The sequence below is a fragment of the Pontibacter mangrovi genome (assembly GCF_006385705.1).
Classification (GTDB): domain Bacteria; phylum Bacteroidota; class Bacteroidia; order Cytophagales; family Hymenobacteraceae; genus Pontibacter; species Pontibacter mangrovi.
The window spans coordinates 39,442-58,570 of the sequence record NZ_VFRQ01000007.1 but is presented as its reverse complement, the minus strand read 5'-3'; the positions used below and the strand labels follow the sequence as shown (position 1 = coordinate 58,570).

The 19,129-nt window shown below is 52.9% G+C and carries 15 protein-coding genes; 14 read left to right on the top strand and 1 reads right to left on the bottom strand.

What is annotated here, in order from left to right; translation table 11 throughout:
- Positions 1-95: 95 nt before the first annotated feature.
- The 9 genes from holA to trmB all read left to right on the top strand — a co-directional run bounded on the left by holA (position 96) and on the right by trmB (position 11,378).
- A complete protein-coding gene (gene holA, locus FJM65_RS13760; protein ID WP_140622128.1) occupies positions 96-1,142 on the top strand; it encodes a DNA polymerase III subunit delta in 1,047 nt (348 codons plus the stop codon).
- Positions 1,143-1,367: 225 nt separating this feature from the next.
- Entirely contained in the window at positions 1,368-4,484 is a 3,117-nt protein-coding gene (locus FJM65_RS13755) for a tetratricopeptide repeat protein (RefSeq protein WP_140622127.1), read from the top strand.
- Positions 4,485-4,514: 30 nt separating this feature from the next.
- Positions 4,515-6,209 carry a TonB-dependent receptor gene (locus FJM65_RS13750; protein WP_140622126.1) on the top strand — a complete coding sequence of 565 codons (1,695 nt, stop codon included), beginning with the start codon at positions 4,515-4,517 and terminating at the stop codon, positions 6,207-6,209.
- Between the two features lie 9 nt (positions 6,210-6,218).
- A complete protein-coding gene (locus tag FJM65_RS13745; protein ID WP_140622125.1) occupies positions 6,219-7,355 on the top strand; it encodes an HU domain-containing protein in 1,137 nt (378 codons plus the stop codon).
- Between the two features lies 1 nt (position 7,356).
- Entirely contained in the window at positions 7,357-8,067 is a 711-nt protein-coding gene (locus tag FJM65_RS13740) for a MotA/TolQ/ExbB proton channel family protein (protein WP_239022955.1), read from the top strand.
- A 2-nt stretch (positions 8,068-8,069) separates the two neighbouring features.
- Entirely contained in the window at positions 8,070-8,471 is a 402-nt protein-coding gene (locus tag FJM65_RS13735; protein WP_140622124.1) for an ExbD/TolR family protein, read from the top strand.
- An 11-nt stretch (positions 8,472-8,482) separates the two neighbouring features.
- Positions 8,483-9,409, top strand: a complete 927-nt coding sequence (locus FJM65_RS21645; RefSeq protein WP_140622123.1) for a hypothetical protein — start codon at positions 8,483-8,485, stop codon at positions 9,407-9,409.
- A gap of 62 nt (positions 9,410-9,471) precedes the next feature.
- A complete protein-coding gene (locus FJM65_RS13725; protein ID WP_239022954.1) occupies positions 9,472-10,722 on the top strand; it encodes a bifunctional folylpolyglutamate synthase/dihydrofolate synthase in 1,251 nt (416 codons plus the stop codon).
- A gap of 2 nt (positions 10,723-10,724) precedes the next feature.
- Positions 10,725-11,378: a tRNA (guanosine(46)-N7)-methyltransferase TrmB gene (trmB, locus tag FJM65_RS13720; RefSeq protein ID WP_140622121.1), complete on the top strand. Its 654-nt coding sequence runs from the start codon at positions 10,725-10,727 to the stop codon at positions 11,376-11,378.
- Between the two features lie 133 nt (positions 11,379-11,511).
- On the opposite strand, the gene trpF is transcribed toward trmB, so the two are convergent.
- Positions 11,512-12,135: a phosphoribosylanthranilate isomerase gene (gene trpF, locus FJM65_RS13715; RefSeq protein ID WP_140622120.1), complete on the bottom strand. Its 624-nt coding sequence runs from the start codon at positions 12,133-12,135 to the stop codon at positions 11,512-11,514.
- Between the two features lie 230 nt (positions 12,136-12,365).
- Between trpF and mnmA the strand changes: the two genes are divergently transcribed.
- The 5 genes from mnmA to FJM65_RS13690 are packed head-to-tail and all read left to right on the top strand — an operon-like array spanning position 12,366 to position 19,057.
- Positions 12,366-13,493, top strand: a complete 1,128-nt coding sequence (mnmA, locus tag FJM65_RS13710; protein WP_140622119.1) for a tRNA 2-thiouridine(34) synthase MnmA — start codon at positions 12,366-12,368, stop codon at positions 13,491-13,493.
- Positions 13,493-14,230: a hypothetical protein gene (locus FJM65_RS13705; RefSeq protein ID WP_140622118.1), complete on the top strand. Its 738-nt coding sequence runs from the start codon at positions 13,493-13,495 to the stop codon at positions 14,228-14,230. Before mnmA ends, FJM65_RS13705 begins: the two co-directional genes overlap by 1 nt.
- A 3-nt stretch (positions 14,231-14,233) precedes the next feature.
- Positions 14,234-15,898 carry a S8 family serine peptidase gene (locus tag FJM65_RS13700; RefSeq protein WP_140622117.1) on the top strand — a complete coding sequence of 555 codons (1,665 nt, stop codon included), beginning with the start codon at positions 14,234-14,236 and terminating at the stop codon, positions 15,896-15,898.
- Positions 15,899-15,955: 57 nt separating this feature from the next.
- Positions 15,956-16,609, top strand: a complete 654-nt coding sequence (rpe, locus tag FJM65_RS13695; protein ID WP_140622116.1) for a ribulose-phosphate 3-epimerase — start codon at positions 15,956-15,958, stop codon at positions 16,607-16,609.
- 15 nt (positions 16,610-16,624) lie between these two features.
- The gene (locus FJM65_RS13690) at positions 16,625-19,057 is read left to right on the top strand and encodes a TonB-dependent receptor (RefSeq protein WP_140622115.1); all 2,433 of its coding nucleotides are present in this window, start codon (positions 16,625-16,627) and stop codon (positions 19,055-19,057) included.
- The last annotated feature ends 72 nt before the right edge of the window (positions 19,058-19,129 follow it).

Below are 19,129 nucleotides of genomic sequence, written 5' to 3'. Positions count from 1 at the left end.
ATACTTTGTGTTTCGGGGGGATGCCTTAAATTTGTAAGAGCGGGGCTGCCAATATGAATTGCCCTGTTTTTTTATCCCAACACCCACACAGCACCATGGCCCAGACACCCGAAGGCATTTTAGAGCAGCTCAAGCAAAGGCAGTTTGCCCCTGTATACTTTCTGCAGGGGGAGGAGTCCTATTACGTCGATACCATTGCTGATTATATAGAGGAGCACGCGCTGCAGGAGCACGAGAAGGGCTTTAACCAGGTGGTGCTCTACGGAAAGGATGTGGATGTGTCGCAGGTGCTGCTGCAGGCCAAGCGCTTCCCGATGATGTCGGACAGGTCGGTGGTGATAGTGAAGGAGGCGCAAAGTATAGCGGATATCGAGAAGGAGGAAGGCATGCGGCAACTGGAAGCCTACCTGCAGCACCCGCTCCCGTCCACGATACTTGTTTTCTGCTACAAGCACAAAACTCTGGACGGACGCAAGGCGCTGGCCAAGGCGGTGCAGAAGCACGCGGTGCTGCTCACTACTAAAAAGCTCTACGACAACCAGGTGCCCGCCTGGATAAACGGCTACCTCAAAAGCAAAGGCATGAAGGCGACGCAGCCTGCCGTGCAGCTACTGAGCGAGTACATCGGTGCCGACCTCTCGCGTCTGGCCAATGAAATAGACAAACTGCTCATCAACCTGAAGCCCGGGGCCACCGTAGACGAGGGGCTGGTGCAGGAAAACGTGGGGATTAGCAAGGAGTATAACATCTTTGAGCTGCAGGCGGCCCTCATCGCCCGCGATGCCCTCAAAGCCAACCGCATCATCCATTATTTTGAGGCTAACCCTAAGAATAACCCGCTCATCCCAAACCTGACGATGCTATTTACCTTCTTCACCAAAATCCTGACGCTGCACACGCAGGCCGATAAGTCGGAGGCGGGCCTGAAGAAGAGCCTGGGCAACCAGGCCTGGAAGATGAAGGACTACATGCAGGCCATGCGCGTGTACCCGCTGCCGCGCTGCGTGGACATCATTCACTTTATCCGGGTGGCCGATTTGCAGGTGAAAGGCATTTCCGGCGGCGACATGAGCGAGGCCGATATTCTGCGGGAGTTGGTGTTTAAGGTGCTGCACCCGGTGCCGCGCAGCATGGCTTCCTGAGCAGCTAATTTAGGGCCCAATACAATATTAGGGCATTTTGGTCATTATATAGTTGTTCTGCCATATCTGTGCGTTTGTGCACATAAAATGAACAAAGGGGGTGGCTGCTTTCTAAAAATTACTAACTTTGGATGAGGGGGTATGGGCAGCAAGGTAAAGCCTGCTAATTTATACTTCCTCTTTACTTTTGAACAAAAGACGGCCCGGCGGGGCCTATACGGAAACATGAAGATAGCTTACAAACTAGCACTAGCGTCGGTACTTACAGGCGGCTCGCATGTGGTGGTGGCCCAGCACACGCAGGCCTTCACCTCGGAGGAGCGATATTTTCACGAGGGACTCGAGCTATTTGACCGGGCCAAGTATGGCGCGGCGCAGGAGGTTTTTAAAAAGTATATCGAGCTGATCGGCAACGATGCCAAGTCGGCCGATGCCCACTACTACTATGCCCTGAGCGGCTTATACCTGCTGCACCCGGATGCAGAGCAGCTGGTGCTTAACTTCGCCAAGAAGTTCCCGACCCACCCCAAAACCGCGCTGGCTAACTACGAGCTTGGCCTGTACTACTTTGAGCAGAAGGAGTATGAAAGGGCTGTGGAGCTGTTGAAAGACGCGCCCACACACCTGCTAAGTATAAAGCAGAACAAAGAGCTGGAGTTTAAGCTGGGCTACTCTTATTTCGCCACCAAGGATTTCGACAACGCCAAGATCTGGTTCGACAAGAACAAAACAACGGGTTTCCGGGAAGATGAGCATCGCTTCGCCTACGCCTCAAACTACTATGCCGGCTATATCGCTTACCGCAAAGGCGATTACGCCGCCGCCAAAGAGGACCTGAAAATAGCGGAGAAAAACGAAGCCTACGCGCGCATTGTGCCCTACATGATCACAGAGATCCTGTACAAGGAGAACGATGTTTACGAGGTGATCCGCTACGGTGAGGCGGCCCTGGCCCAAAAGCCGGAGGTGCAGCAGCGAGATGAAATAGCCTTGCTGGTAGGCGACGCTTACTACCAGCGCGGGGAGTATAAGACCGCTGAAAAGTACTTTAGCCAGTACGCCGATGGCAAACGCTCCCTGGACCCTGTGGTACAGTATAAAATCGGTTATACCGACTATAAGAACAACAACTACAAGAATGCCATTGCAAACCTGAAGGCGGTGGCCCTGAAAAAGGACTCGCTGGGGCAGAACGCTGCGTATTACCTGGGCCTGAGCTACCTGAAAGATGATAACAAGCAGTTCGCGCTCACGGCTTTCGACCAGGCCCGCAAGAATGATCAGGACAAGCAGGTAACAGAATCCGCCACGCTCAAGTATGCGCAGGTGAATTTTGACTTGGGCAACTTCCGCGAGGTGATCAACTCGCTGTCCGATTTCACGAAGAATTTCCCGAACTCGGAGGAGGCAGAAGAGGCCGACCGTTTGCTGAGCGAATCATACTTTGGCTCCAACGATTATGCGGCCGCTATCCGCCATATCGAGGCGATGGAGAAGAAAAGCTGGCGCATTCTGCAGACCTACCAGCGGGTGACCTACTACCATGGCGTGAACCTGTTTAACGACAGCAAGTTCCCGCAGGCAGTGGCCATGCTCGATAAGTCGCTGCAGTACCCGTACGACAAGGAGGTTACGGCGGCCAGCCACTTTGTGAAAGGGGAGGCTTACTCCATCGGGCAGCGCTACAACGATGCGATTAACAGCTACGCTGCCGTTTTCCGCACGGCGCCGAGCCCGAAAGAGGATTACTACATCAAGTCGCGCTATGGCATTGGGTATGCGTACTTTAACACCAAGCAGTACGACAAAGCCTTGACGCACTTTAAGGCCTTTGTGGACAACACTCAGCCAAGCAACCCGAATTACAACGATGCCACGGTTCGCCTGGCTGACACCTATTATGTGAGCAAAAACTACAATGAGGCGCTGCGCCTTTACGAGCGCGTGATCGGCAGCAGCTCCCCGGACCGTGACTACGCCATGTTCCAGAAAGGCGTGGTGCTGAGCATCCTGAACCAGAACCAGAAGGCCAAAGATGCGCTGCTCGAGCTGCTCAACAACTATGAAAAGTCCCGCTTCCGCGACGATGCCCTGTACCAGTATGCCGTTATCGACTTTGAGTCGGGCAACTACCAGGCCGCCGTACAAGGCTTTACCCGCCTTATCGACGGAATGCCGGAAAGCAGGCTGGTGCCAAATGCCCTGCAGAAACGCGGCATCGCCTACTCCAACCTACGCCAGAACGACCTGGCCATTGCCGACCAGCAGCGGGTGCTATCAGAATTTCCGGATTCAAAGGTGGCCAGCGGCGCGCTGTACAGCCTGCAGGAAGTGCTGGGGCAGGAGAACCGCAGCAGCGAATTCGATCAGTATGTAGACAAGTATAAATCGGCTAACCCTGAAAGCGATGCTTTGGAAAGCATTGAGTTTGAGGCAGCCAAGACGCTATACTTTAACCAGAACTACAAAGAGGCCGCTGCCAAACTGGAGTCGTACGTTAAAACTTACCCAAGCAGCAGCTTTGTGCCTGATGCGCGTTATTACCTGGCAGACTCTTACCTGCGCAGCGATAACAAACAGGCAGGCGTGGAGATGATGAAGCAGGTGGTGAAGGAAAACCGCTCTGAGTTTGTGAATCGCGCTATCCAACGCGTAGCAGACATGGAGTTTGAGGCGCAGAACTACGCCGAGGCCATTAAGTACTATGGCCGCCTCCGCGACCTGGCTACGAACCGCAAGGAGCAGCAGACCGCTCTGCTTGGGCTGATGCAAAGCTACTTCCGCACCAATGATTATGCCGCTACCAAACGCGTAGCGAATGAGTTGATCAGCCAGGGCAACGCCTCGCTGAACGCCTATAACTCAGCGCTCCTTTTCCGTGCCAAGTCTACGCTGGCGCAAGGGAACTTGGCGCAGGCGCAGAAGGAGCTGGAGGAGACCGTTACCTCAGCCAGCGATGTGCACGGGGCGGAGGCGCACTACCTGGTCTCTGAGCTGCAGTATAAGCAGAAGAAATATCAGGAGGCGCTGGACCATGCCTTTGAGTTCAGCAACAAGTTCGGCAACTATGATTTCTGGCTGGGCAAAACCTTCCTGCTGATAGCCGATGTGTATGCTGCCCAGAATGAAATGTTCCAGGCGCGCGCTACGCTAAACTCGATTATAGAGAACGCACCGAACGAAGAGGTTGTGGCTGAGGCGAAGCAGAAACTGGCGAAGCTGGATGGCAAGCCGCAGCAGCAGGCACAGCCGCAGAACCTGCAGCAGCCTGACACGAGCCTTATGGAGCAGCCGGTGGACACAACAGGCATGCCGGCGGACACTACCGGGCAGCAGAACTAATCAGAGTTTCGGATTAAGAAGAGAATCATCATGAAAAATAAAATGAGATTAGCCTCCCTTGCCATTGTGCTGAGCGTAGGCTACAGCTATCTGAATACCGCGCAGGCCCAGAACCAGGGTTGGTCTGAGGGCGGAAAACTGGAGGATGCCGAGGTGGTAGTGGAGAAGAACCGCGTGATTGAATTGCCGCAGGCAGCCCGTAATTATGAGAAGTTCCGCATCAACCCGCCGGAGGTGGCTGACCGGAACGTGCGTTATCGCTTCTCGGATTACCGCCTGCCCGAGCAGGACATCGACCTGCAGCTAAAGGTGCTTACCATAAAGCAGGATGAACTTACCAAGCTGTATGGCAATTATATAAAAGCCGGTTTGGGTAACTACGGTACGCTGTACCTGAAGGGATACTTCCATAACAAGCGCAGCAAAGACGGCAGCATCGGTGCCAACGTCAGCCATGTGTCCTCTTCCAGAGGCCCGGTGGATAAAGAAAACTCCGCAGTTTCGCAATCGGATTTAAGCCTGCACGGAGAGCGCTACCTAAGAGGGCTGACCGTAGGCGGCGACCTGAAGTATGGCCGGGAGAAACGCTACTTCTACGGGTATGAGCCGTTGCTGGAAAATGACATGGAAGTAGACCGCGACACGATCAAGCAGGTGTTTAACCGCATTCAGGCGCAAGGCTTCTTCCATAACCAGAACTCCAACGCTCCTTTCCTGTACAAGACCAATGCGCGCTTCCGCTACATCAACGACAACTATGACATGAGCGAAAGCAACTTTGCCGTGGACTTCCGCAGCGAGTATGGAATTGATGATGTGTCTGCTTTTAAAGTGGATGCCGACCTTTCCCTGCTGTCGCACAAAGACTCTGCCGACGTTAGCCGCGGCCTGTTTAAGCTGCTGGCAGCTTACGAGCGCCAGTTTAACGTGGTGCGCCTGACCATTGGTGCTAAGGTAGCCTATACCGGCGACGAGGTGAACGACGCGCGCCAGTTCAACGTGTACCCTACGGTTCGTGTTGGCTTGGAGCCGATAGAAGGCAACCTGTTGATTTACGGCGGAATAGGGGGCGACCTTGAAAGAACTTCTTTATATGAGCTGACGCAGGAAAATCCATATCTGGCCCCGAACGTGCAGGTAGCCGATGTTAACAAAGGGCTGGAGATCTATGGCGGCTTTCAGGCCAACATTGCCAACTACGTGCACCTGAACGGGCGCGTAGCCTACCAAAACTTCCGTAACCTGTACTTCTACAACAACTCAGAAGCTGACCCCTCCAAGTTTGTCCTGCTTTACGACGACGGCGTGACAAACGTATTTAATATTTTTGGCGAGGCCTCTTTTAATTATTCAGACGAGGTGCGGCTTGGTTTAAAGGCTGATTATAACAGCTATAACATGGCTAGCCTGGAGCAGCCCTTCCACCGCCCAGAACTGATGGCCAGCGTTTACGGCACCTACAACTTCTATGATAAGATTCTCTTTAATTCAGAACTTTATTATATTGGGGATTCATTTGGCCGGATAACACATGCGGACGGAACCACAGAACTGCGGAAGACCGACTCGATCGTGGATCTGAACCTAAAGGCGGACTACAAATTCACCAATAACTTTACCGTGTTTTTGATGGCAAATAACCTGTTCGGGAAAAAATATGAGCGATTCGTATACTACCCGAACAAAAGTATAAACCTGATAGGAGGCGTAACTTACTCATTCTAAACTTAGCTTATGGTTGAGAAGCACATCAAGTCACTGCTGTACAATCACGACTGCGTTATTATCCCGGATTTTGGCGGGTTGATTGCGCGGTACGTGCCTGCCCGTATTAGCCCTGTAAAGCATACACTGTCTCCGCCGTCCAAGATGATCGCATTCAACGAGAAGCTTGTGCTCAACGACGGCCTGCTTATCAGCACGATTGCACATCAGGATCAGGTTTCGAAAGCTGATGCCCAGCAGCGTGTGGCAGAGTTTGTGCACCAGGCTAAGGCAAGCCTGCAGCAGGAGAAGCGCTTTGAGTTAAAAGAGATCGGCGTTTTCCGGTACAATGCCGAGCGCAGGCTGGTGTTTGAATACCAGGAGGCCGACAATATGTTGGAAGACAGCTTCGGACTGCCTGAACTGTCGGCGAGGCCGGTTAAGCAGGAAGAGCCGGCTGTGCTGCGAACGCTTATCAAAGAGCGCCAGCAGGAACTGGTGGAGGAGCGGCAGCCGCTGCGCAGGCGCATCAAGCGGGCCTACAATGTGGCGGCAGGGCTGGCATTGGCCGGCTTGTCGGTGTCGGCGCTGTACTTCCTGTCCTTGCAGGACGAGTATAACCTGAGCAGCCTTAACCCGATCACTGTTTTCACTTCCGGGTATACAGCTCCTGCCGCAGCGCAGCCAGAGCGTTACGCAGACGGCTATGTGCCTTTTACAGAAGAAGAACGCGTTGCTTACTATGCCGATATGCTGCCTGCTTCTGATGCACCGGAAGTGGCAGAAGATAAAACTTATGAGCCGGAAGGGAGCGCAAGTATAACTTCAGGCTTTGAAGATACAGGTTTTGATACTGAAGATGTTGCGGAAGAGGCCATAGCAGCCACCGAAGACGCTGCGGAAGAAGCACCAGCTCATATAATTTATACGAAAGACGGTCGTTCCTACATTATCTCTGGCGGTTACGCGCGGCTGGAGAATGCTGAGATGGGACGCGCGCAGCTGATGGAGCAGGGGCACGAAGAGGTGCACATTCTGTTGCCGCAGCCGGGTAGCCGCCTTTTCAGGGTAGCGCTTGCCAGCTTCCCATCTAAAGAGGAGGCCCAGGCCTCCCTTACAGCTTACAGAGAGAAATACGGAGAAACACTTTGGGTACTTAACAATTAACATGACATCACTCTTATTACAAATCATGACATCGGCTGATGCCGACACAACCGCAGCACTGGCAGAGGGTACCGAAGCAGCTGCAGATACTTCCGTTTCGCTTTTAGATTTGGCCATGAATGGCGGGTGGGCCATGATTCCGCTCGCGCTCCTGTCTTTGGCAGGCATTTATATTTTTGTAGAACGCTACCTGACGCTGAAGAAAGCGGCCAAAAACCCCGAGGGCTTCAACGACCGCATCAAGAGCATGGTGTTGGCAGGTGATATCAACGGGGCTAAGATGCTTTGCGCCCAGACAAACACACCTGTTTCACGCATGATCTCCAAGGGCATTACCCGTATCGGGCACCCGCTGAAGAACATCGAGACTTCTATTGAAAACCAGGGCAAGATTGAGATCAGCCGTCTGGAGAAGAACCTTGCCGCTCTGGCCACCGTTGCCGGTGCCGCCCCGATGCTCGGCTTCCTGGGCACCGTAACTGGTATGATCGCCGCATTTATCGCCATTGCGCAGGCAGAAGGCTCTGTTAGCCCCAAGCTGCTCTCCAGCGGTATCTACCAGGCCATGGTAACCACTGCCGCAGGTCTGATCATTGGTCTGCCAGCCTATGTGGGGTATAACTACCTGGTCTCTAAGATCGACAGCATTGTGCATTCTATGGAATACTCTTCTATCGAGTTCCTTGACCTTCTACAAGAACCACAGCTTTAAGAATGAACCTACGCTCTAAAAACAGGATAAACGCCGAGTTCAGCATGTCGTCCATGACCGACATCATCTTCCTGTTGCTGGTGTTTTTCATGCTGACTTCCAATTTCGTTACGCCTTCTGGTTTGCCAGTTAGCCTGCCAAGCAGCAAAACCTCTGACATTGTGATGCAGAAAATCAGCATTACGATTACGGAGGACCTGGAGTATTACCTGAACGAGAAGCCCATTGCGCTGGACGACATCGAGCCGCAGTTAACGGCCTTGTTAAAGGAAAACGGAACAGAGCAGGGAGCAGTGGTGTTACACGTAGACAAGACCGTGCCGGTAGAGCAACTGGTAAAGGTGGCCGGTATCGCCAAGAACCTGAACGCAAGTGTAACATTGGCCACCGTGCCAACTGAATAAGGATTTATACTATGGCAATTGCCCTCTCCAAAGAAGAAGAAAAGAATAAGCGCATTGCCGCCGGTGTCAGCATCGGGGTGCACGTGCTTATACTGCTTCTTTTGATATACATGCTGGCCTGGCGGGCACCTGATCCACCGGCGCCGGAGTATGGCATTGAGATGAACTTTGGAACCGATGCCGTAGGCAGTGGGGATGTGCAGACAGAGGCTACGCCAAACGAGGCGAAGAACGTGGAGGACAGCAAGCCTGCGCCTACCCAGCCCGACCCGGAGCCGGAACCTCAACCTGAGCCAACGCCGCAACCTACGCCGCCGGCACAGCCCGTAGAAACACCGAAAGTAACGACTACTACCGCCCCCGAGCCTGTTTCGGTGAAGGAGGAAGTGAAGCCGGTGCCAAAGCCACAGCCTAAAAAAGAAGAAGTTAAAAAGCCAGAGCCTAAACCAGAGCCACCCAAAGAGGAAGTGGTGAAAAAAGAGCCGGAGAAGCCAAAGTCGCTTTACCCGGGCAAACCTACGACCAGCACCGGTACGGGCAAGAATGGCTCTTCTGATGCGGCCACAGGCAACAACAACGGCGACGACACCGGCAAAGTGGGCGACAAAGGCGATCCGGAAGGAGATGTGAATGCCAAAGCGCTTTACGGAAAAGCCGGCGGAGGTGCCGGAGGATCCCTGAACATGCCAGGCTGGCGCTACGACATCGAGCCGAAGCGCGACCCGTACAGCAACGAAACCGGCCTGATCCGTTTCAGGATTAAAATTGACGCGGATGGAAACCTGGTTAATGTTGAAGTGTTGGAAAATACGGTATCGCCGCGGGTGCTTTCCTGGTACAAGGAGCAGCTTTATAAAACCACGTTTAGCCGCACGGGTTCAGGCGTCGCCACGTCCGGCGCTTCCGGTGTGGTGACTTTCAGAATCACAGCGCGTTAATTTTATACTTTCTTTTGATGACATATCAAGAGTGTCTTGATTATCTATACCAGCAATTGCCGATGTTTCAACGCATCGGCAATGCTGCTTTTAAGAAGAGCCTCGACAATATTATAGCGCTTTGCGAGGCGCTGGGGCAGCCGCAGCATCGGTTTAAATGCATTCATGTGGCAGGGACCAACGGCAAGGGCAGCAGCTCGCACATGCTGGCGGCCGTGCTGCAGGAGGCAGGCTATAAAACCGGCCTTTATACTTCGCCGCACCTAAAATCCTTTACTGAGCGCGTACGCGTGAATGGACAGGAGCTTCCGCAAGGTTACCTCATTAACTTTGTAGAGCAGCACAAACAGCTGTTCGAGCGCATAAAGCCCTCATTTTTTGAGATGACGGTGGCGCTGGCGTTTGCCTACTTTGCCGAGGAGCAGGTGGAGGTGGCGGTCATAGAGGTGGGGCTGGGTGGCCGCCTGGATTCCACGAACATCATCACGCCGGAAGTATCGCTCATCACCAACATCAGCTTCGACCATCAAAACATGCTGGGCGACACGATTGCAGCGATTGCCGCCGAGAAAGCCGGTATCATCAAGCCTAAGGTGCCTGCCGTGATAAGTAGCCGACAGCCGGAGGCAGAAGAGGTTTTTATAGCGAAAGCTGCAGACGTGGGAGCGCCTTTATACTTTGCTCCGGATCATTATACGTTAGAGCTAAGCGAAAGCACGCTTCAGCGGCAGGTGTTCCAGGTATACCGCGATGGAAATTTATACTTGAAAGATCTGGAAATTGACCTGGCCGGTGGCTATCAGAAGTATAACCTTCCGGGCGTGCTGCAAACGCTGGAGGTGCTGCAGGAGCTGAAAGGTTATACTATAACACAAGAAGCGATCCGCAGGGGCCTTGCTCATGTCAAAAGTATAACCGGGCTGAAAGGGCGCTGGCAGGTGCTGCAGCAGAAACCGCTTACCATCTGCGACACGGGGCACAACGAAGACGGTATTCGGCAGATCCTGCAGGGGCTGGAGCAGCTGCAGCCAACGCGGGTGCACATGGTTTTCGGCGCCGTGAACGATAAGGACGTAACGAAGATCCTGCAAATGCTGCCGGCAAAGTATACTTATTACTTCTGCCAGGCTAATATTCCGCGTGCCCTGCCCGTGCAGGAGCTGGTGCAAAAAGCTGAGACTGTGGGTTTGAAAGGAAATGCTTACACAACTGTGGCGGAGGCCATCGCGGCAGCCAAGGCAAATGCTGCCCCGGATGAGGTTATTTTTATCGGAGGTAGTACCTTTGTGGTCGCAGAGATTGAAGAACTATAGAAATGGGAAGATCTAAATTAGCCAAGTTTGCCGCAATTGCTGAGCGGGAGAATGTGATAGAGCCTGGCGACGAACTGTACGGTCAGATAGCTGGAAGATGGCGGGAGCATCATTTTGAGAATGATCACCCAATTGTCTTGGAAGTTGGCTGTGGCCGCGGGGAGTATACCGTAGGCATGGCCCGTCTGTTTCCGGAGAAAAACTTTATCGGCTCCGATATAAAGGGAGCCCGCCTTTGGAAAGGGAGCACCCTGGCAGAAGAGGAGGAGCTGGAGAACGTGACGTTCCTGCGAACGTTCATCGAGAACATTCAGGAAAATTTTGCAGCAAACGAGGTGGATGAGATCTGGATCACCTTTCCGGACCCGCGCCCGCGTGACCGCGACATCAAGCGCCGCCTCACTTCGCCACGCTTCCTGGACCTTTATGAAAACATTGTGAAGCCCGGCGGCATCATTCATCTGAAAACTGATAATGGGCCCCTTTACGAATATACCTTGGAAGTGCTGCAGGAGCGAAAGGTGAAAAACCTGATTCATACTTCGGACCTGTACAACTCCGACCTGCAGGAGCACACCATGGGCATCTACACGACCTATGAAAAGCGCTACCTGGCTGATGGCGTACCGATCAAGTACCTGCAGTATAAAGTTTAGAGAGTTTGGGAGTTACTAGGTCCGTGTTGAAGGTATAGAAAAAGGAATGCCCGCAGATATCTCTCGCGGGCATTCCTTTTTTCAAAAGCGAATAGTTACAAGCAAAACTCGGAACTCGTAACTCAGAACTAACTCAAGCTTCCTCGATTTCCTCAAAGATATCAGCCAGTTCGTCGAAGTCTTTCAGGCCGGGCTTAATTTCGTGCCCGCCGGTGAGGCCGATGCCTGTTGGCTTGATGTTTTGCAGCACCTCGTGCACATTGTCCTTGTCGATGCCGAAGCCAAGGTATACTTTAAACTTCTCTGACAGATCGGCCAGAAAACGCGAGTTGGTCTCGTCGACGGTAGTGAAGTCGTCGGAGAAGATGATGAACGCATGCACGAAGGGGCTGTAGAGCTCCATCATTTCCTGCAATTCACCCTCCACGGTATCCTTATTGATAAACACTTTCTGGATAACCGGCCGCTCAATTTCCTCGATCTCATCGATCAGGTAGGGCACATCCAACTGAATGTAGTCCAGGTTAAATTCCGCTGCCAACTCGTTGATGACTTCGGGTTTGGCGCGCAGAAACTCACCGGCCGTTTCAACGCCGGCCACCCAGCCCAGAATTTCCTTCAGGGTTTCTGGCTGCACGCGCTCTGCATCATCCAGCTTCAGGTTAAAACCAATTATGTCTACCCCCATGCCGGCGCAGTAGCGCGCATCGCTGAGGTTATTTATTCCGTTAACTATCACTGAGGTACGTAGGCCCATAGAGATGTATACTTTATGATTAGTGGTAGATTTATACACAAAATTCCAGAGACCAAAGTAAAGCCGATTTTCCTTTACAGCCAACCTTTTTCAGCTTTTTCCGAGGCAAATGCACGCGCATCGACCAGGGCAACGGCATAAATTAGAACCTGAAACTTAATAAGTGTGTTGTTGTTGCTATATTTGTATCAACATACTAATTTTTAATTCGACCTACAGTTTTTATATAAATGAGTACTAAAGGAAGGGTATTGGTGGCTATGAGCGGCGGCATCGACAGTTCGGTGGCAGCCGTGATGTTGCACGAGCAAGGCTATGAGGTAGTGGGCATGACCATGAAAACATGGGACTATGCCTCCAGCGGAGCCAGCAAAAAAGAAACAGGCTGCTGTTCGCTTGATTCCATCAACGATGCCCGTAATATAGCCGTACAGCTTGGTTTTCCGCATTATATCATTGATATCCGTGATGAGTTCGGGGATTTTGTGATCAACCATTTCACCGACGAGTACCTGGCGGGCCGCACGCCAAACCCGTGCGTGCTGTGCAACACGCATATTAAATGGGACGCGCTGCTGCGCCGCGCCGACCAGCTTGGCTGTGAGTTTATTGCGACAGGCCATTACGCCAACCTGCGCCAGGAGAACGGGCGCTACGTTATCTCCAAAGGCCTGGATGAGCACAAAGACCAGTCGTATGCGCTGTGGGGCATCTCACAGGAGAGCCTGAGCCGTACGATTTTTCCGCTGGGGAACCTGCACAAGACGCAGATTCGGGAGATGGCGAAAGAGCGCGGCTTTACGGAACTGGTAAACAAGCCGGAGTCTTATGAGATATGCTTTATACCGGACAACGACTACCGTGGCTTCCTGAAGCGCCGCGTAGAGGGCCTGGAAGAGCGTGTGGCCGGCGGCGAGTTTGTGCTGGAAAATGGCACCGTGGTAGGCAAGCACGAGGGCTATCCGTTCTATACTATCGGGCAGCGCAAAGGTTTAGGTGTTGCTTTAGGTTTTCCGGCTTATGTAACACGTATTGAGAAAGATACTAACCGCGTGGTGCTAGGGAATTACGATGAGTTGGCCAAAAATGCAATGACAGTTGGCAAACTCAACATGTCCAAGTATGAGCACCTGATCGGCCAGCCTATCCCGACGGTAACGAAGGTTCGTTACAACGATCCGGGTACGGAGGCGATTATTGAGCAGGAGGGTGATAAGATGAAGGTACACTTCCTAAGCGGCGTACACGCCATTGCCCCAGGCCAGGCTGCTGTGTTCTACGAAGGCAACGATGTAGTAGGCGGTGGCTGGATTGAGTCGAACTATAATTCGGAGTATAACCTGAACGTGCTACAATAATGAGAAGAGCCCTGTTGCTTCTGGTTGTTCTGGCCGGCCTGGTGGCTGCCTGCGAGGATAAGTATAAAGACCCGGACCCGAAGGCAATGGGCTATGACTACTACCCGCTGGAGGAGGGCGACTGGCGCATCTATAACGTGACAGACATCCGCTACATGAGCAACGTGGGCGACACTACACGTTTCCAGCTGCGCGAGCGCGTAGACACAACTTTCCTAGACCAGACCGGGGCACTCAACTATAAGATCATTCGCTCTGTTCGAGATGAGGAGGGCGATGAATGGGTGGACGACTCGGTGATGACTGTCGTAAAGACCGAGCTCAACGTCATCCTGACAAAGAATAATACGAAGTATGTGAAATTGGTTTTTCCCATCAAGGAGGGAAAGGAGTGGGTGGGTGATGCCTATAATAATAATCTTGCATTTGACTATGCAGAAAAAGTTCGTAATGGGAAAGAATTATATTCTTTTTCTAATATAGGGGTGTCTTATGACTTAAATGGAATCTCTTACCCAAATACAGTAGAGGTCATTCATGGTGACTACCATTCTGATGATGTAAACTTAGATGAACGTAAAGAAGTTTATGCAAAAGATATTGGTCTTATTTATAGGTATCACAATGTGATAGTATTCTGTAACCAGACCGAAAGTAAGGACTGTGTCTACGGCATAGGCTTTAAACTTCACGGCCACGAGCGGCACGAAGAACTGATCTCCCACGGAAAAGAATAAAGTATGCGTCTGCTGCTCCTCTTCATCTGCCTGTTGCTGTACCTGCCTGTTTCGGCGCAGGATGCTGGTAACACAGACGGAGAGGGGCAGAAGCGTTTACTATACTTTGCCGACAAACATAACTCACCATATTCTCTCTCCAAACCACTGGAGTTCCTGTCGCCAAAGGCCCTGGAGCGGCGGAAAAGGCAAAACATCTCCCTAACCACAAGAGACCTTCCGGTAAATCCGGCTTACGTTGCAGCGCTCAAAGATGCCGGCATAAAGGTTTGGTATACTTCGCGTTGGTTTAATGCGGCTGTCGTGCAGTGTTCCGATGAGCAGCTACAGCAGCTAGAGACCTTGCCCTTCATCAAAAGATATCGCACCCTAAACAGGCTGCCCATCCAAACCGAAGAACTGCATACTTTAGCTACACAACACGCAGTAGTAGACAAAAGCGATGAAAACTCCTTGCCGGTGCCGGATCGGGAGGGGTACAATCTGGCTTTCCATCAGGCCGATATGCTAGGGGCCGATGAACTGCATGCACAGGGTTTTGCGGGAAGCGGCATCACCATTGCGGTGCTGGATGCCGGCTTCCCGAATGTAGACAAGCTTCAACCTTTTTCCCATCTTTTTGAGGATAATCGCTTAAAAGCTACGTTTGACTTTGTGTTGAAGCAGGAAAATGTTTTTGGTGCTGATTCGCATGGCACAGCGGTGCTTTCCACCATGGCAGCTTATGCGCCGGGGCTGATGATCGGTACCGCCTACGATGCTAATTATATGCTGTTTCGCACAGAGGATGCCGCCTCTGAGCATAACATAGAAGAAGTTAACTGGCTAATGGCCGCTGAGTTTGCCGATAGTGCCGGAGCTGATGTCATTAATTCTTCGCTTGGCTATACCACTTTCGACAGCCCCTCGCAAAGCTATAGCTACGCCGATATGGATGGCAACACTACCATTGTCTCCAGGGCAGCAGATTTTGCAGCAGCGACAGGGATGCTGGTGGTCGTCAGCGCGGGTAACGAGGGAAACAAAGCCTGGCGGTATATTTCTGCGCCGGCAGATGCAGACTCCGTACTCGCGGTTGGGGCCGTAGACTCTTTGGGGGTGAAGGCCCGCTTCAGCTCTATGGGGCCAACTGCTGACGGCGCTGTAAAGCCGGATGTGGTGGCGATGGGGCAAAGGGTTTATTTTCTAAATGCATCGGGAGGGCTGGCGCAGGGCAACGGCACCTCCTTTGCCGGACCAATTATGGCTGGTTTTGCGGCTAGTTTGTGGCAGGAATTTCCAGATAAATCTAACATGGAGCTGCTAAAACTCATCCGCCGCAGCGGAAGTAATGCCGCCACGCCCGATAACAGCATCGGCTATGGCATACCTACCTATGAGCGTGTCCTGAGCGTGTTGCCTTTGCTGGAGGGAGAGGTGCAGGCGCTGATTACAAACCCGGTATACCAAGAGCAGGTTATACTTTATCTGGCCGAGGAGTGGCTGCAGCAAGCGGTAGAGGTGCAGGTGCTGGACGCCACCGGAAAAGAAGTGTTTGCCCAACGCATTCAGCAGCCAGCGGCACGGCAGGCGCTGGCGCTGCAGCCACAGGCGCTGCAGGCAGGGCTGTACCTGTGCCGGGTCCGGTCGGGCAGCAGCGTGCTCACGCTCCGTTTTATCAAACTATAGGCTACTGTTGCATACAAATCATCAACCCAAATCATATTTTAAGTTACCTTTGCCGGTATGAGACCAATTATCGCCCCATCAGTTTTAGCTTCTGATTTTGCCAATCTGCAGTCGGAGGTAGAGATGCTAAACAACAGCCAGGCCGACTGGTTGCACATCGACATCATGGACGGCCGCTTTGTGCCCAACATTTCCTTCGGGTTTCCGGTAATGGAGGCCATCAAGCGCCATGCCCAAAAGCCTATGGACGTGCACCTGATGATCGTGGAGCCAGAGCTATACATTGAGCGTTTTCGGGATGCCGGAGCCGACACCATCTCGGTGCACATTGAAGCATGCACGCATTTGCACCGCACCGTGCAGCAGATCAAGGCCACAGGAGCCAAGGCTGGCATTGCGGTGAACCCGCATACTTCTGTGCAGCTACTGGAGGACGTTATTGCAGATGTAGACATGGTGTGCCTGATGTCGGTGAACCCGGGCTTTGGCGGCCAGAAGTTTATCGAGAACACGTACCGCAAGATCGAGAACCTGAAGAACCTCATCATCCAGCGCAACTCGCAGGCGCTGATAGAAATTGACGGCGGTGTGAACCAGGATAATGCCCCACTGTTGCTGGAGAAAGGCGCTGATGCACTGGTGGCCGGTAGCTTTGTTTTCTCTTCGCCAGACCCTTTGCAGACCATCGCCGACCTGAAAGCAGTTAAATAAGAACCAGAAGGCCTGATGCTGAAATATCTATCGGTTTGGTTATTATTACTTGTGCCTTTAGGTGTTTCAGCACAGCAGGCCCGCCTGCTTGGGACGGTGCTAAACGAGCAGCGGCAGCCGCTGGAAATGGCAACCGTGGCGCTGAAAGGCTCTGCCACCGGCGTGCATACCATGGCTGACGGCAGCTTTGCCATTACCTTGCCTGCGCAGCGCGAGCTGGTGGTGCTGGTGCGCTACCTCGGGTACAAAGAACAGGAGCATACCCTGACGCTGCAGCCCAACGAGAGCCGCCGCCTGGATTTTATACTGGAGCCTGACCCGCAGCAGCTGCAAACGGTAGACGTGCGGGGGCGGGAGGATGATACCCGGGAGCAGGCAAGTATGACCCGCCTCGACCCGAAAAATGTAAGCCAACTGCCTTCCGCTTTTGGCGATTTTAACAAGATTCTGGTAACGCTGCCCGGCGTGTCCAGCAATAACGAGCTTTCCAGCACTTATTCTGTACGGGGAGGCAACTACGATGAAAACCTCGTCTATGTCAATAACATCGAGATTTACAGGCCATTCCTGATCACTGCGGCGCAGCAGGAGGGGCTTTCTTTTGTGAATCCTGACCTGGTCGGCGACATAAAGTTCTCCTCCGGTGGCTGGCAACCGCGCTATGGCGACAAGCTTTCGTCGGTGCTCAACATCAAGTATAAACAACCCAAAGAGTTTGCGGGCTCTGTAAGCGGCGGCCTGACCGGCGGCACGCTGCACCTGGAGTCGGCGTCTAAAAACAAGAAGGTGTCGTACCTGTTCGGCGCCCGGCACAAAAACGGGCAGTACATCCTGAAGGGGCTGCAGACCGATGGCAAGTATAACCCCATTTTTACCGATGCCCAGGCTTATGTGCATTTCGACCTGAGCAAGGACACCCTAGCGCCAGGCCGTACCACCTTAGGGGTGCTGGCCAGCTACGCCAACAACGATTTCAGGGTAGAGCCTGAGACGCAGGTAACCACGTTTGGTACGCGCAACACGCCGCTTCGTCTGCTCATTGCCTTCGACGGGCAGGAGCGCATGGAGTACGCTACTTACCAGGCCGGCCTTAACCTGACGCATCACTTTAGCCCATACTATACTTCGGAGTTCATACTATCAGGGGTGCAGTCGCGGGAGCGGGAGCTGCGGGATGTGGAGTCGGCCTACCGCCTCTGCGACGTGGGGACAAGTGGCAACAACAGCGGCGAGTGCCAACAGGAGCGGGGAGTGGGGAGCACGTTCAGCCATGCCCGCAATGCACTTCTGGCCCGTATGCTGGCCGCTGAGCTGCGCAACACCTGGCAACTGAGTCAGCAAAGCGAGCTGCGGTTCGGGGTAAAAGTCGGTTCCGAAAACATAGAGGATGAGCTAAAGGAGTATGCTTTTACAGACTCTGCCGATTTTGTGACGCAGGACTACTATTTATCCTCTCAGCTTCACCTAAACACCTTTCGCTACAGCGGCTACCTGCAGCATACCTTTCGGCTGGATTCGCTTAAAACTATTACCTACGGCCTGCGGGCCACTTATTGGGATTACAACGGCGAGCTGAACCTCTCGCCGCGCGTGCAGTTTTCATTTATTCCGAGGCATCACCCGAACCTGTCTTTTAAAACAGCCCTTGGCTTATACTTTCAGCCGCCATTTTACCGCGAGCTGCGCAATTTCGAAGGAGTGCTAAACCCTGACCTGAAAGCACAGCGGGCCATCCATGCCATTGTGGGCTCAGATTACCTGTTCCAGGCTTGGGGCCGCGATTTTAAGCTTTCCGCTGAAGCATACTATAAGTGGATGACAAACGTGGTGCCCTATGACTTGGATAACGTTCGGCTGCGCTACTATGCCAAAAATAACGCCAAGGCTTACGCGGCTGGCGTTGATGTGCGCGTGAACGGAGAGTTTATTCCCGGTGCAGAGTCCTGGCTGAGTATGGGAGTGCTTACGACAAAGGAAAACGTGGCCGGCGACTCCATACCTGTTTACAATGCGCAGGGGGAGCCAATCGGGAAGCGGGAGCAGGGCTTTATCCGCCGCCCCACGGACCAGCTGCTGAACATCGGCGTTTTCTTTCAGGATCACCTGCCAGACAACCCCACTGTGCGCATGTACCTGAATTTGGTGTACGGCAGCGGCCTGCCTTTTGGACCGCCCCGCCAGCCGGCTTATCGCAACGCCTTCAGCGGCCGCTCCTATAAGCGCGTAGACATCGGCTTTTCGAAAGTCATCATTGTAGAGAGCGACCTGGTGGAGCAGAAAAAGCATGGGCTGGAGAGCCTGTGGGTGGGGCTGGAAGTGCTCAACCTGATAGATGCCAAGAACCGCGTTTCCTACAACTATGTGCAGGACGTGAGCGGGGTGACGTATGCCGTGCCGAACTACCTGACGGGGCGCCGCCTAAACCTGCGATTTGTTGCCAAGTTCTGAGGCAGCCAAAGTATAAAGTATAAGAAAACGGACAGCCATGATAGCTGTCCGTTTTCTTATACTTTATACTTT